Consider the following 14,640-nt stretch of genomic DNA (forward strand, 5'->3'; position numbering starts at 1 on the left):
TCAGGCCTGCGGCATCTCGTACGGCTTGACCGCGTCGTAGGCCGTCTTGGCGTAGTCGCCGTACTCGGAGAACCGCTCCAGGCCCTTGATCAGGCCGGACATCTTCTCGGTGAGCTTGGCGATCCGCATGCCCATGCGCTGCATGGCCATCAGCAGCTTGCTCAGCCGGTTGGCCATCTTGGTCGCCAGCATCGCCGCCCGGGTGCCCGCGTACCCCGCGTAGGTCGCGATCGACGCGCCCGCGGTCGGGACTGCCGACGCGGCGGCGATCAGCGCGCCCGCGATCAGCTCGCCGATGAGGTCGGAGATCCAGTCGAACACCATGCCGCGCAGCTCGCACACCAGCGCGCCGGACAGGGCGTAGATCGCGGCCGTGCCGTCCATGGTCTTGCCGAGGGCCTCGTACTCCGCGGCCATCTGCTCCATGTTGGCCCGGAACGCCTCGCCGGACTCACCCTCCCAGGAACCGCCCGTCGCGCTGATGTCCTCGCGGTGCTCCTGGGCGATCATCTTCATCTCCAGGGCGGCGGTCTTGAGCTGGTCGGTGTTGGCGTTGATCTCGTCCGGGTTGCCCAGCAGCGCGTCCAGCGGCTCGCGGATGAACGAGATGTGCTCCAGCAGCCAGCCGACCCCGGCGGAGAACACCGCCGCCAGCGGGTTCGCCGCGGACGACACCAGGTCGACGACCATGCCCGCGCCGCCGAGCGCCACGTCGATGACGTCGACGCCCTCGCCCTCGGCCTCACCGGTCAGCGTGTCGACGAACCCGGCGACGCTCTCGACCGCGCCCGCGCCCTCGTACCACTCGGTCACAGCCCTGCCCCCACTCCGCTCTTACTTCCGGTAGATCGATTCGTCGCTGAAGTCGCCGTCGTCGTCGTCCGTCGGCGGCGGGGCGGGACGACGCGGGCGCGCCGGTGGCGGCGGCGGGGGCGGCGTCTCGTCGACCAGCGGCTGCGGGACGAACCGCGCCTGCTCGGGCCGCGCGGGCTCGGGCGCGGGCTCCTCCTCCGGCGGGAGGTACTCGGTGATCATCCGGTAGGTCTCGGACCCGGCGCCCGCCGCGGCCGCGAACGTCTCGGCGACCTGGTTGGCCGCGCTGCGCTGCGCCTTGCGCGCGGTCGCCATGATCTCGGCGGACAGCGCCGCAGGCGACTTCCCCATCGCCGCGGGCGTGAGCCGCAGGTCGGTCAGCGCGCCGGTGGGCGCCACGCTCACGGTGACCGCGCCGTCCGGGGACGACGCGCTGCCGCCCGCGTTGGCCAGCCCCTGCTGGATCGCGGCGGCCTTGGCCTTGGCGTCGGCGATGCGGCCCTCGAACTCGCGCATCCACTCCTCGGGCGTCTTCACCGGCTCCCCCTAGTCGATAGCACCTGCGGCGTGCACAGGGTGTCATACGCCGCAGGCGAGCGTACGCCGAACGGGCGACCTCGCCGCAGCGGACACTCGGACGCGAGCGCGGCCCCGGGGGTTCCCCGGGGCCGCGCCGAATCCACGCTCAGGTCAGAAGGTGAGCGTCCAGGTGTCGATCACCCCGGTGTCGTGCCGGTAGATGTCGGTCACCCGCAGCCTCCACGTGCCGTTCTTGGCCTCGCCGGAGGCGTCGACCGTGAAGGTCTGGTGGATGCCCGCCGCCGAGCCGATGCCCGCCGGGGCGTGCAGCAGGAACGCGCGGCCGGACGGGCCGACCAGCTCGACCTTGAGGTCGGCGGTGTAGGTGTGGTTGATGTCGACCTTCACCGAGGTGGACGCCGACGCGTTGCCCGTGCAGTTGCTGAACACCAGGTCGGAGGTGACCGCGGTGTTGGTGTCCGGGATCGCGACGTCGTCGCCCTTGGTGCCGCCCTCGCACGGCGGCGGCGGGTTGCCGTCGCCCAGGAACATGGTGTTGACCAGCAGGTTCGGCGACCCGGCTCCGGGGCTGTTGATGGTGTCCTTGATCGCGTTCGCGCGCAGCGTGTCGTTGACCTGCTGCGGGGTCGCCGAGGTGTTCGTCGACAGGTAGAGCGCCGCGACACCGGCAACGTGCGGGGAGGCCATGGAGGTGCCGGACATCCCGGTGGACCCGCCGCCCAGGCTCAGCGAGATGACACCGTCGGCCGGGGCCAGGATGTCGACGCAGCTGCCGTAGTTGGACAGCGAGTACTTGCCGTCGCTGCTGTTGGTGCCACCCACGTTGATCGTCGACGGCTCGTTGCCCGGACCGAAGCTGCAAGACCCGCTGTTGTTGTTGCCCGCGGCCGCGACGAACGGGATGCCGGCGCGGTTGAGGCCCGCCAGGGCGTCGTCGCCGATGTCGGCGGTGTCGAAGCCCCAGGACGCGTTGACCACGGCGGGCTTGACCGCGTTCGCGGTGACCCACTCGATGGCCTCGACGCCCGCCGAGTCCGGCGCGGTCGCGCCGCAGTTGACGCCCAGCATCTTGACCGAGACCAGCTTGGCCTTCTTGGCCACGCCGTAGGTCTTGGAACCGATGGTGCCCGCGACGTGCGTGCCGTGGCCGTTGCAGTCCTGGCCGTCCTCGGTCACGAAGTCGGCGCCGACGCTGGCCCGGCCCTCGAAGTCGGCGAGCCCGGTCTTGATGCCGGTGTCGGTGACGTAGACCGTCACGTTCGACGCGGTGCCGTTGTAGTGGTACTTGCGGTCCAGCGGCAGGTCGACCTGGTCGATGCGGTCGATGCCCCACACCGCGTTCTCCTGCACGTCGTACGCGCGGGCGGTGCCGACCTGGTAGACCTTCTTCACCGTCGGGTCCGCGGCCAGCCGACGGGCCTCGGTCGCGGTCATGTCCCAGGTGAGGAAGCCGCTCATGGACGCGGTGAACACCGTGTCCAGCCTGCCGCCGTACTCGGCGGCCAGGGACGCCGACGTGGACTTGACGGAGGCAGCCGACGCGGTCGCCTCACCCGCCTTGAGCGAGACGATGAAGCCGCCGCCTGGCCAGGGCTTGGATGCGGGCACGAAGGCCGCCTCCGCGGACGCGGTGCCTGCGGTGGCGATCAGCGCGGCCGTCACCGACGCCGCGCCAAGGGCGGCCAGTGCCACCCGCCCGAACGAGCGGGACTTTCCTTGCATGACTTGTCCTTCCGCGAAGGTCGACAGCCGCCCCGGGGAACGGCCGACAGGGTTTCGACTAGCGGGGGTCCGGTCCGCCCGCGCGATCGCACCGCGCGGGCGGACCGGGGTTCGTCACGGCGTGATCGACCAGGTGTCGAGCGTGCCGGAGTCGTAGCGCCACACGTCGGTGACCTGCAGCTTCCACGCGCCGTTCGCCGCCTCGCCGGACAGGTCGACGGTGAAGGTCTGGTCGTAGACGCCGGTGCCCTTGCCGCCGCCCGCCTTCTTCAGGTTGTAGGACGTGCCGGACGGGCCGACCAGGTCGATGACCAGGTCGCCGATGTAGCTGTGGCGGATGGTGACCTTGACCTGCGCGTTGGTCGAGCCGTTGCCGGTGCAGCCGGAGACGGTGATCGTCGAGCCCACCGCGGTGTTGCTGTCCGGGATGGCCACGTCGGTGCCGTTGGTGCCGCCGGAGCACTCGCCGCCGCCGCCGTCGCCGATGAAGCCGGTGTAGAGCAGCAGGTTCGGCGAGCCCGTCCCGAGGTTGGTGACCTTGTTCGGGGTGGCGTTGTTCACCAGGGCGTCGCGGACCTGCTGGTTGGTCGCGTTCGGGTTGGCGTGCAGGTACAGCGCCGCCGCGCCCGCCACGTGCGGGCTGGCCATCGAGGTGCCGCTGTTGGCGCCGGTCGAGCCGTTCATCGTGGTCGAGGTGATCCCCGTGCCGGGGGCGAAGATGTCGACGCAGCGGCCGTAGTTGCTGCCGTTGACGTTGTTCCAGTCCGACGGCCGGGCGCGGCTGTCGGTGCGGGTGGTGGCCGCCACGGTGATCGCGTTCGGCGTGCTGGCCGGGCTGTAGTTGCAGGCGTCGGCGTTGTCGTTGCCCGCGGCCACGACCGAGGTCACGCCCGCGTTGATCAGGCGGTTGACCGCGTCGTTGACCGAGGACGCCGAGCCGCCGCCGATGCTCATGTTCGCCACGGCGGGCTTGCGGTGGTTGTTGGCCACCCAGTCGATGCCGCCGATGATCTGCGACCACTGGCCGGTGCCCTGGCAGTTGAGCACCCGGACCGCGACGAGCTTGACCTTCTTGGCCACACCGTACGTCTTGGACCCGACGGTGCCCGCCACGTGCGTGCCGTGGCCCTGGCAGTCGGAGGAGTCGCTGTCGTTGTCGATGAAGTCGCGGCCGTGCGTGACGCGGCCCTCGAAGTCGGGGTGGCTCTCGTCCACGCCGGTGTCGATGATGTAGGCGTTGACCGACGACGCGTCGTTCCCGTAGGTGTAGCTGTTGCTCAGCGGCAGGTCGCGCTGGTCGACGCGGTCGATGCCCCAGGTCGGGTTCTGCTGGGTGTCGCTGATGCTCATGTAGCCGTCTTGCTCGACATACGCGACCGCAGGGTTGGCCGCCAGTCGCTTGGCCGCGGCCTCGTCCATCCGCACGGCGAAGCCGCGGATGGACGCGGTGTAGGTGCTCTTGACCTGGCCGCCGTACTGCTTGGCCAGGTCGAACGCCTTGTTGTTCACCGTGGGCGCGTTCGCGTTGCGGTCCTTGAACACGACGATGTAGCTACCCTCGACCGGGTTCTCGGCCGCGCGGATCGCGCCGGTCGCCTCCTGGGCCGTCGCGGGGCTCGCGGCGACCACGGCGGCCAGGGCGCAGGCGCCCGCCGCCACACTCGCCACCACGACCCGGCGGGTCTTGCGATCATGTCGCATATTGGGCTTCTCCATTCCACTCCACCGGGCGGGGAACACCACCCGGAGGGGCGGCTGTCGGGCAGGGTTGGGTCACTGACAGCCACTCGGGAATCACGATCGGGCGGGGCGAAGGCGTGAACAATCCGGGTATCGGTACGTAGGGCTACGGCTCTTTCACCTAAGATCAACTTTCCGGCCTGTCCGCTTCGCGGAGTTTCCGCCGAGGCCCGAGCGGCCTAGGCTGCGAGACCGGCACGACTCCCCGGGGGTGACGGATGACGCGCAAAGCGATCGATCCTCTGATCCGCACCAGCTCGCCGGTGCTCGTCGGCCGCGACGAGCAGTTCGCCTCGCTGCGGTCGGTGGCCGCGCTGCACCCGGCGGTCGTGCTGATCGAGGGCGAGGCGGGCGTCGGCAAGAGCAGGCTCATCGCCGAGCTGCTCGCGGGCGACCTCGGCCCCGCGGTGCCGCTGGTCGGCGCGTGCGCGCAGGTCGGCGAGCCCTTCCCCTACGGTGCGGTGCTGGAGGCGCTGCGCGGCGCGCGGGGCAGGCTGGCCGCCCGGCCGCCGCTGTCGCCGGTCGCGGGCGCGCTCGCCCCGCTGCTGCCGGAGATCGCCGAGTTCCTCCCGCCGCCGCCCCCGCCGATCGGCGACCCCAGGGCCGAGCGGCACCGCCTCTTCCGCGGCGTGCGCGAGGTGCTGGGCGCACTGGGCCCGGTGCTGCTCGTCGTCGAGGACCTGCAGTGGGCCGACGACGGCACCCGCCAGCTGCTGCGGTTCCTGATGAGCGAGCCGCCGTCCACCCTGGCCGCGATCGTCACCTACCGGCGCGAGGACGTGCCGGGCGGGCTGCCGCTGGGCACCGCGTACCGCCCGCCGACGGGCGTGGTCAGCGTGCTGCTCGAGGTCGTGCCGCTCAAGGTCGAGGACGTGCGCAGGCTGGCCGAGGCGATCCTCGGCGAGGACTCGGTGTCCGCGGAGTTCGCCGCCAAGCTGCACGAGCGGACCGCGGGCATCCCGTTCGTGATCGAGGAGACGCTGCGCGCGCTGCGCAACCCGGCAGGCGCGGTCCACGCCGACGGCGCGACCGCGCGCAGGCTGCTGGACTCCGTCGAGGTGCCGGTCCTGCTGCGCGACGCGATGGCCGAGCGGCTGGCCGCGCTGCCGACGGCGGCGACCCGGCTGGCCCAGGCCGCCGCCGTGCTGGGCGCCGCCGCGCCCGCCGAGCTGCTCGGCGAGGTGTCCGGGGTGCCCGAGCCCCGGCTGCGCGCCGCGCTGAACCACGCGCTGGCGGGCCACGTGCTGTACGAGGTGGACGGCGGCCGCTACGGCTTCCGGCACTCGCTGGCCCGCCAGGCCGTCTACGACACCCTCGGCGGCCCGGACCGCACCCACCTGCACAACCGCGCGATCGACGCGCTGGACCAGGTCGAGCCGCGCCCGCTGGTGCAGCTCGCCGAGCACAGCGCGCGGGCCGGGCGGATCGCCGCGTGGCTGCACTACGGCGAGGCCGCCGCCGACCGGGCCGCCGAGGTCGGTGACGCCGCCACGGCGACCTCCATGCTGCAGCGGCTGCTGCGCGAGCCGACGCTGCCCGCCGAGCACGTCGACCGGCTGGCGATCAAGCTCGGCCAGATCGCGCACACCGGACTCGACCAGCGCGACCCGACCGAGCTGCTGGAGCGGCTGCTCGGCGACTCCCGGCTGTCCACTTCGGTCCGGGGCGAGGTGCGGCTGTACCGGGGGCTGCTGCTGCTGCGCGGCGCGGGCAGGCTCGGCGAGGCGCGCAGCGAGATCGAGCGGGCCATCGGCGACCTGACCGAGCGCCCCGACCTCGCCGCCAAGGGCGTGGCGGTGCTGGCGATGCCCTACGTCGGCCTGGCCCCGCTCGCCGAGCTGGAGCCGTGGCTGGCCAGGGCCGACCGCTACCGCGACGAGTGCGCCGACAGCGAGCTGCGGCTGTCCCTGCTGGCCAACGAGCTGGGCTCGAAGCTGCACGTGGGCGACCCGACGGTGCTCTCCCGGCTGCGCCAGCTCCCCGAGGTGGTCGAGACCGTCGGCGAGCAGCGCCAGCTGGCCAGGGCGTGGTGCAACCTCGCCGACGGCGCCAACGCCACCGGCCACCTGCGGCTGGCCAGCGAGCTGCTGCGCTCCGGGCTGCGCCTGGCCGCCGACTGCGGCGCCACCTGGGTGGTCAGCACCGCGCGGGCCACGCAGTCCAGGTTGGACTGGTTCACCGGCAAGTGGACCGGGCTGGCCGAGCGGACGCACCGGCTGCTGGAGGAGTACCGCGACCTGTTCCCGGTCGCCAGCGAGCTGGCCCTGGTGCTGGGCTCGCTCGCGGTGGCCAGGGGCGAGTGGGCCGAGGCGACCAGCTGGTTCACCGAGACCGGCGCGTTCGCCCCCGAGGAGGCGATCTCGCAGGTCGCGATCGCGGGCTGCGCCGGGCTGGCGTGGAACCACCTGTCCCAGGACGACGCCGAGCGGGCGTGCGCCGACGCCGACCGGGGGATGGCGATCCTGCGCACCAAGGGCGTGTGGGCGTGGGGCGGGGAGATCGCGCCCATCGCGGTCGGCGCGTACCTGGCCGTCGGCCGGGTCGCCGACGCCGAGGCGCTCGTCGCCGAGCTGGCCGAGGGCCTGGTCGGCCGGGACGCGCCGCTGGCCGAGGCCGCGCTGGCCGCGTGCCGGGGCAGGCTGGCCGAGCACGCGGGCGAGTCGGCCGACGCGGTGCGCCACTACCGCGACGCGGGCACCCGGTACGCCGCGCTGCCCGCCCCGTACCTGGCCGCGGGCATGGCCGAGCGCGAGGCGCTCTGTCTGCTGTCGACGGACGCCGACGCCGCGACCGCGCTGTTGTCGGCCCAAGTGGACGCCTACGACGCGCTCGGCGCGACCCGCGACGCCGCCCGCTGCCGCCACCACCTGCGCGGCGTCGGCGGCGGGAAGCCGTCGCGGCGGGGCAGGCGCGGCTACGGCAACGAGCTCTCGCCCCGGGAGCTGGAGGTGGCCCGGCTGCTGGCGGGCGGGCACACCAACCGGGAGATCGCCGAGGTGCTGTTCCTGTCCCCGAGGACGGTCGAACAGCACGCCGCGCGGGTGCTGCGCAAGCTCGGCGTCGGATCACGCACGCAATTGCAGGTGGAGGACCTCACATAACCCGATGGAGCGAGGAATACCGCCCGCGTGATCGCGGACCGTCATAAACAATCACCCGATGGAGGACCGAAATCGGGTGTGGTCGAATACTCGGGTCACATCATTGACGCCGAGGAGTGGTTATGAGAGCGATCGCCTGGGCCCTCGCGCTTGCCGCCGTCCCGCTGGCAGCGGGCACCGCATCCGCCGAGGAGTTCCGTGACACCGACCTGTCGCTGACCACCGACGACGGGTTGCAGGTGTCCTCTGTGTCCAGCGGGGCCCGCCCCGACAGCTCGCACTACGCGAAGGACCACCTGATCGCGGGATTGCAGGGCGTGGACATGGACTCCACGAGCTCCAACACAGAGCCCACCATTCTGGGGGCTGTCCGCTCGATGCTCGGGTAAACACGCCGAACACCAAAGTGCCCCTTCGGGGGACAGGGGTTTCGCTGCGCATGCCGGCAGGCAAGTCTGGAGTCGCCGCCTTCACCGGAGGCGGCGCAAATTCGCCGATTCAGACCAGGAGATCGAATATGCGCAGCATTACCCGAATGGTCCTCGGCGGCCTGCTGGCCGTGCCGTTGACCGTGGGACTGGCGGGCGCGGCCATGGCCGACGACTTCACCGAGCATGTCGCGTACGCCGGTCCTGAGGGGACTGAGCACTACCTCGTGCACGCTGGCGTGGACGATGACGGCAATACGCACTTCTTCGAGTACTACGCGTCGACAGGGCACGACGGCGCGTACTCCTCGACCACGATCGCGGCCGCTGGCGATGACGACGACGACTACGGCCGCGACGACCACGAGGGCTGGGACGGCGGCGGCGAAGCCGTCTACTTCAGCACCTCCAACGCCGCGGGCCCGGACGGGGCGTGGTCGAACACCGTCCTGTCGTCCGTCGACAGCCACGACGAGCAGAGCAACTGCCACAGCGATGACCCGTGCGACGACGACGATGACGACGACCACGATCACCACGACGACGATGACGACCACGACCACGACTACTGCGACGACGATGACGACGACCCGTGCGACGACTGATCGCCTGACCTGACCTGACCGGACTCGGGGGCGCTGGCAGACCAGCGCCCCCGAGGTCGTGTCAGCACGACGGGGGTGTGCCCGGGCCGCCGCTGGCCGGGCACACCCCCGTCGACAGGGATCGCACCAGCCGAGCCGCCCCCTGCGTCGCAAGCGGCTCGGCTCGGACGACGCGGCCGGTGCCGAATCGGCCGCGTCGCGGGGTTTCCGCGATCCGATGGGGCGGGCCGGTGAGGGAGGGCCCGCGCGTGGTGGTCCGTATGGGTGATGTGGTGTTCCTCGCCAAGCCGTCGGGCGGAGGAGAGGCCAGGGCGTTTCGGTCGCCTCTCCTCCGAACCATCCGACGAAACCGCCAGGCAGGGTGTGGTTCTCAGGCGGTTTGCTTCGCAGGGACGACGATCCCCCGGCGCGTGGGGGAAGAACAATCGCGGAACCACTAGGTAGGGCTACCTATTTATTGGCGCGCCCCTGACTTGATCGATCAGACCTGCGCGGAAGGCGCGCGACGCCGCCGGGAGATGGGAACGAACGGGAACAAAGCCCTACGACCGCAGCCTTGTGGGCATCGGATGCGCACGTCACTATTCGACCTGCCAGAGCCGGTGCACGCTGTCGTGAGGGCGCCCCTGCGGGTTCGACAGCGGGTCCGGCACAACCGAACCTCCAGCGCCGTCCGGGCGCACCCTGCAGGAGGCAGCGTGAAACGCAAACGCCTGTCCGTATTGGTCGGCGCGGCGGCGGCCGTCGCCCTGATCGCGACCACCAACCAGACTGCGGCAGGTGGCGACACCGCCGCGGCCGCCCCTCGGGCCTCGGCCGAGTACCACGTCCTCGGCGTGAAGAACGCCCAGCAGCGCACCGCCATCAGCAAGACCGGCGCGGCGATCAACGGGGTCGAGGACAGCCGGACCCTGATCACGGCCACCGACGCCGAGGTCGCCAGGATCCGGGCCCTCGGGTTCACCGTCGAGGCCGAGGCGCCCGCGGTGACCGCGCAGGGCGAGGTCAACCCGATGGACTTCCCGTCGTCGCACTCGGACTACCACAACTACGCCGAGATGACCGCGGCCATCGACCGGGCGGTCGCCGACCACCCGAACCTGATCACCAAGCGGGTGATCGGCAAGTCGTACCAGAACCGCGACCTGTTCGCGCTCAAGATCTCGGACAACCCGGGCACCGACGAGAACGAGCCCGAGGTCCTGTTCACGCACCACCAGCACGCGCGCGAGATCCTGACGGTGGAGATGGCCCTCTACCTGATGAACCAGTTCACCGACAACTACGCGACCGACTCGCGGATCAGGAACCTGGTGGACACCCGCGAGATCTGGATCCTGCCGAACGTCAACCCCGACGGCGGCGAGTTCGACATCTCGACGGGCAGCTTCCAGGGCTGGCGCAAGAACCGGCAGCCCAACAGCAACGGGACCGTCGGCACGGACATGAACCGCAACTGGGACTACCAGTGGGGCTGCTGCGGCGGCTCGTCGTCGACCCCGAGCTCGGAGACCTACCGCGGCACCCGCGGCGAGTCGACCCCCGAGGTCAAGGCGATGGCCGACTTCGTCCGCAGCCGCAACATCGGCGGCAAGCAGCAGATCACCGTGGGGATCGACTTCCACACCTACAGCGAGCTGGTGCTCTGGCCCTACGGCTACACCTACAACGACACGGCCCCCGGTCTGACCACCGAGGACCAGCGGGTCTTCTCGACCATCGGCCGGGAGATGGCGCAGTCCAACGGCTACACGCCCCAGCAGTCCTCCGACCTGTACATCACCGACGGGTCGATCGACGACTGGCTGTGGGGCAGCCAGCGCATCTACGGCTACACCTTCGAGATGTACCCGGCCTCCGGCGGCGGCCTGAGCGGCTTCTACCCGGACGACTCGGTCATCGCGCGGGAGACCTCGCGCAACAAGGAGGCCGTGCTCGACCTGATCGCCTACGCCGACTGCCCGAAGCGGTCGATCGGCCTGACCTGCGACGACAACCAGGAGCCCCCGGGCGGCGACGAGTTCGAGAACACCAACGACGTCCAGATCCCGGACGCGGGCTCGGCGGTCACCAGCAACATCGCGGTGTCCGGCCTGTCCGGCAACGCGCCGTCGGACCTGCAGGTCAGCGTGGACATCCGGCACACCTACCGCGGTGACCTGGTCGTCGACCTGATCGCCCCGGACGGCACCGCGTACCGGCTCAAGAACTCCAGCTCCAGCGACTCGGCGGACAACGTGATCGCCACCTACACGGTGAACGCGTCGTCCGAGGTCGCCAACGGCACCTGGAAGCTGCAGGTCCGGGACGTCTACCGAGCTGACACCGGATACATCAACTCCTGGAAGCTCGTGTTCTAGCGGCCCCACCCGCAACAGCGAAACCTCGATGCCCCGGGCCGCGGCCGACACCGGCGCGCCCGGGGCATCTCCCCCCTGTTTTCCGGCCATCACCCTGCGATGTGGCCGGTGAAAGGAAACGAACCATGACAGAGGGCAAGTGGTTCATCAGAACCGCGCTGGCCGCGGCGGGCGCGGTGGTCACGATGGCCGCCGCCGTCGGCACGGCGGCCGCGGCGCCGCCGTCGTCGGACCCCGGCGACGTGGGCGTCCAGGTCGTCGGCGGCACCCGCGCCGCCCAGGGCGAGTTCCCGTGGATGGTGCGGCTGTCCATGGGCTGCGGCGGCGCGATGTACACCGAGTCGCTGGTGCTCACCGCGGCGCACTGCGTCAACAGCACCGGGCCGAACACCAGCATCACCGCGACCTACGGCGTCGTCGACCTGCAGAGCAGCAGCGCGGTCCGGCGCACGTCGAACTACGTCTACCGCAACCCCGGCTACAGCACGTCCGCGGGCGGTGACTGGGCGCTGATCCGGCTGTCGCAGCCGATCACCGGCGCTGCCCTGCTGCCGATCGCCACCACCAGCGAGTACAACAGCGGCACGTTCACCATCGCCGGATGGGGCGCGGCCACCGAGGGCGGGGCGCAGCAGCGCTACCTGCTCAAGGCCGAGGTGCCGTTCGTCTCCGACGCCGAGTGCCGCCAGTCCTACCCGTCGATGAAGACCGCGGTCGAGATCTGCGCGGGCTACGACCAGGGCGGCGTGGACACCTGCCAGGGCGACTCCGGCGGACCGATGTTCCGCAGGGACAGCGCGGGCCGGTGGATCCAGGTCGGCATCGTCTCCTACGGCCGCGGCTGCGCCCGCCCGGGCTACCCGGGCGTGTACGCCGAGGTCAGCGCGCTGGCCACGGCGATCAGGGCGGCCGCTGCCGACCTCGGCGGCAACCCCGACCCGGACCCGGACCCCGACCCGCCGGGTGACACCTTCGAGAACACCAACAACGTCACCATCCCGGACGCGGGCTCGGCCATCACCAGCGACATCGCGGTGTCCGGCCTGTCCGGCAACGCGCCGTCGGACCTGCAGGTCAGCGTGGACATCCGGCACACCTACCGCGGTGACCTGGTGGTCGACCTGATCGCCCCCGACGGCACGGCCTACCGGCTGAAGAACTCCAGCGGCTCCGACTCCGCCGACAACGTGATCGCCACCTACACGGTGAACGCGTCGTCCGAGGCGGCCAACGGCACCTGGAAGCTGCAGGTCCGGGACGTCTACCGGGCCGACACCGGCTACATCGACGCCTGGAAGCTCGTGTTCTGACCCGCTGTGCCCCTTCGGCCCCGATCAGGTGAGTTCCACCTGGTCGGGGCCGCTTTTTTGGCATATCCGCACGACCGTGCGCATATCTTTTGCGCACACCCTCTGGCCGAACCCGACATCGGCAGGCAAGATACCCGGGAAAGTTACCGATAGGTAGCCGCTTTGCGCCGCTGCCTGCGTCGTGTCGCCGAGGAGCAGATCATGCGCGAATTCGCCGTTCCCCCCGTGGAGAAGCGCACCGAGGCGGGCGGTCTGGCGGACCTGGTCTTCACCAACGCCGTCGAGGCCCCCACCCACGTCTCGTTCCGACGGCGCTCCGGGGCGGGCTGGGTCGACGTCACCGCCGAGCAGTTCCGCGACGAGGTCGTCGCCGCGGCGAAGGGCCTGGTCGCCGCCGGGGTCGGCGCGGGCGACCGGGTGGCCATCCTGGCCGCGACCCGGTACGAGTGGACGCTGCTGGACTTCGCGATCTGGGCGGCTGGCGCGGTCACCGTGCCGATCTACGTGACCTCCTCCGCCGAGCAGATCCAGTGGATCATGTCCGACTCCGGCGCGGTGGCCATCATCGCCGAGACCGACGAGCACCTGGCCAGGATCGAGCAGGTGCGCCCGGCCCTGCCCGCGCTCAAGAGCGTCTGGCGCATCGACGACGTCGACAAGATCGTCGAGGGCGGCGCTGAGGTCGACACCGCCGAGATCGAGGCGCGGCGCACGGCGGTCAAGGGCGGCGACGTCGCCACGATCATCTACACCTCGGGCACCACCGGCCAGCCCAAGGGCTGCGTGCTCACCCACGACAACTTCTTCGCCGAGTGCGGCTACGGCACCACGACGCTGGCCCCGCTGTTCCGCGGCCTCGGCGGCACCGAGGAGCCCAGCACGCTGCTGTTCCTGCCGGTGGCGCACGTGTTCGGCCGCATGGTGCAGATCGGCTGCGTCTACAGCCGCGCGACCATGGGCCACGGCCCGGACGTCAAGAAGGTCATGGACGACCTGGCCACCTTCCGCCCGACCTTCATCCTGTCGGTGCCGTACGTGCTGGAGAAGGTCTACAACGGCGCCCGGCAGAAGGCGCACGCGGCGGGCAAGGGCAAGATCTTCGACGCCGCCGCGGCGACCGCGATCGCCTACAGCGAGGCCGACGGCAAGCCCGGCCTCGGCCTGCGCCTCAAGCACGCCCTGTTCGACAAGCTGGTGTACGCCAAGCTGCGCGCGGCGATGGGCGGCAGGACCAAGTACGCCATCTCCGGCGGCGCGGCGCTCGGCCTGCGGCTGACCCACTTCTTCCGCGGCGTCGGCCTGACCGTGCTGGAGGGCTACGGCCTCACCGAGACCACGGCGGCGTCCACGGTGAACTCCCTCGACGCCTTCAAGCCCGGCACCGTCGGCCGCCCCATCCCGGGCACCGCGGTGCGCATCGCCGAGGACGGCGAGATCCAGATCAAGGGCGAGGTCGTCTTCCAGGGGTACTGGAACAACGCGGAGGCCACCAAGGCGGCCATCGACGCCGACGGCTGGTTCGCCACCGGCGACCTCGGCGAGCTCGACGCCGACGGGTTCCTGAAGATCACCGGGCGGAAGAAGGAGATCCTGGTGACCTCCGGCGGCAAGAACGTCGCCCCCGCGGTCATCGAGGACCGGATCGCCTCGCACCCGCTCGTGGCCCAGGCGATGGTCGTCGGCGACGGCCAGAAGTACATCGCCGCGCTGATCACGCTCGACCCGGAGTACTTCGCCTACTGGAAGACCACCGCGGGCAAGCCTGCCGAGGCGACGATCGCGTCCCTTGTGGACGACCCGGACCTGCTCGCCGAGGTGCAGAAGGCCGTCGACGAGGGCAACTCGGCGGTGTCCACGGCGGAGTCCGTGCGCCGGTTCCGCGTCCTGGCCACGGAGTTCACCCCGGAGACCGGGCACCTGACGCCGTCGCTGAAGCTCAAGCGCCGGGTCATCATGAAGGACTTCCAGGCCGAGGTCGACAGCCTGTTCAGCTAGCGGGCGCACCGGCGTCGGGCCGAGGG

General features: G+C 71.1%; 10 protein-coding genes and 1 pseudogene. 7 read left to right on the forward strand and 4 right to left on the reverse strand.

Annotated features, from left to right (window positions below):
* The 4 genes from IEY98_RS02010 to IEY98_RS02025 form a co-directional block, all read right to left on the reverse strand.
* Positions 1–813 carry a WXG100 family type VII secretion target gene (locus IEY98_RS02010; RefSeq protein ID WP_189208557.1) on the reverse strand — a complete coding sequence of 271 codons (813 nt, stop codon included), beginning with the start codon at positions 811–813 and terminating at the stop codon, positions 1–3.
* A 21-nt stretch (positions 814–834) separates the two neighbouring features.
* Positions 835–1,350 (reverse strand): YbaB/EbfC family nucleoid-associated protein, encoded by a 516-nt coding sequence (locus tag IEY98_RS02015; protein WP_189208558.1) that lies wholly within the window; start codon positions 1,348–1,350, stop codon positions 835–837.
* A gap of 153 nt (positions 1,351–1,503) precedes the next feature.
* The gene (locus tag IEY98_RS02020; RefSeq protein WP_189208559.1) at positions 1,504–3,075 is read right to left on the reverse strand and encodes a S8 family serine peptidase; all 1,572 of its coding nucleotides are present in this window, start codon (positions 3,073–3,075) and stop codon (positions 1,504–1,506) included.
* Between the two features lie 114 nt (positions 3,076–3,189).
* Complete coding sequence (locus IEY98_RS02025) at positions 3,190–4,776, reverse strand: S8 family peptidase (RefSeq protein ID WP_189208560.1); 1,587 nt, start codon at positions 4,774–4,776, stop codon at positions 3,190–3,192.
* A gap of 257 nt (positions 4,777–5,033) precedes the next feature.
* Here IEY98_RS02025 and IEY98_RS02030 point away from each other — a divergent pair, with 257 nt between their 5' ends.
* From IEY98_RS02030 to IEY98_RS02055, 7 genes and pseudogenes are all read left to right on the forward strand, one after another.
* Complete coding sequence (locus tag IEY98_RS02030) at positions 5,034–7,916, forward strand: ATP-binding protein (RefSeq protein ID WP_189208561.1); 2,883 nt, start codon at positions 5,034–5,036, stop codon at positions 7,914–7,916.
* Positions 7,917–8,038: 122 nt separating this feature from the next.
* Positions 8,039–8,305, forward strand: a complete 267-nt coding sequence (locus IEY98_RS02035; protein ID WP_189208562.1) for a hypothetical protein — start codon at positions 8,039–8,041, stop codon at positions 8,303–8,305.
* Between the two features lie 128 nt (positions 8,306–8,433).
* Positions 8,434–8,949, forward strand: coding sequence for a hypothetical protein (locus IEY98_RS02040; RefSeq protein ID WP_189208563.1), 516 nt, complete (start codon positions 8,434–8,436; stop codon positions 8,947–8,949).
* Positions 8,950–9,647: 698 nt separating this feature from the next.
* Complete coding sequence (locus IEY98_RS02045; RefSeq protein ID WP_229786473.1) at positions 9,648–11,309, forward strand: M14 family metallopeptidase; 1,662 nt, start codon at positions 9,648–9,650, stop codon at positions 11,307–11,309.
* Between the two features lie 125 nt (positions 11,310–11,434).
* A pseudogene (locus IEY98_RS02050) lies at positions 11,435–12,232 on the forward strand (S1 family peptidase); the annotation flags it as partial.
* Between the two features lie 111 nt (positions 12,233–12,343).
* A complete protein-coding gene (locus IEY98_RS33240; RefSeq protein WP_308425866.1) occupies positions 12,344–12,619 on the forward strand; it encodes a proprotein convertase P-domain-containing protein in 276 nt (91 codons plus the stop codon).
* 201 nt (positions 12,620–12,820) lie between these two features.
* Positions 12,821–14,614, forward strand: coding sequence for an AMP-dependent synthetase/ligase (locus IEY98_RS02055; RefSeq protein WP_189208566.1), 1,794 nt, complete (start codon positions 12,821–12,823; stop codon positions 14,612–14,614).
* Positions 14,615–14,640 lie beyond the last annotated feature (26 nt).

The organism is Actinokineospora fastidiosa, assembly GCF_014648415.1.
Lineage (GTDB): Bacteria > Actinomycetota > Actinomycetes > Mycobacteriales > Pseudonocardiaceae > Actinokineospora > Actinokineospora fastidiosa.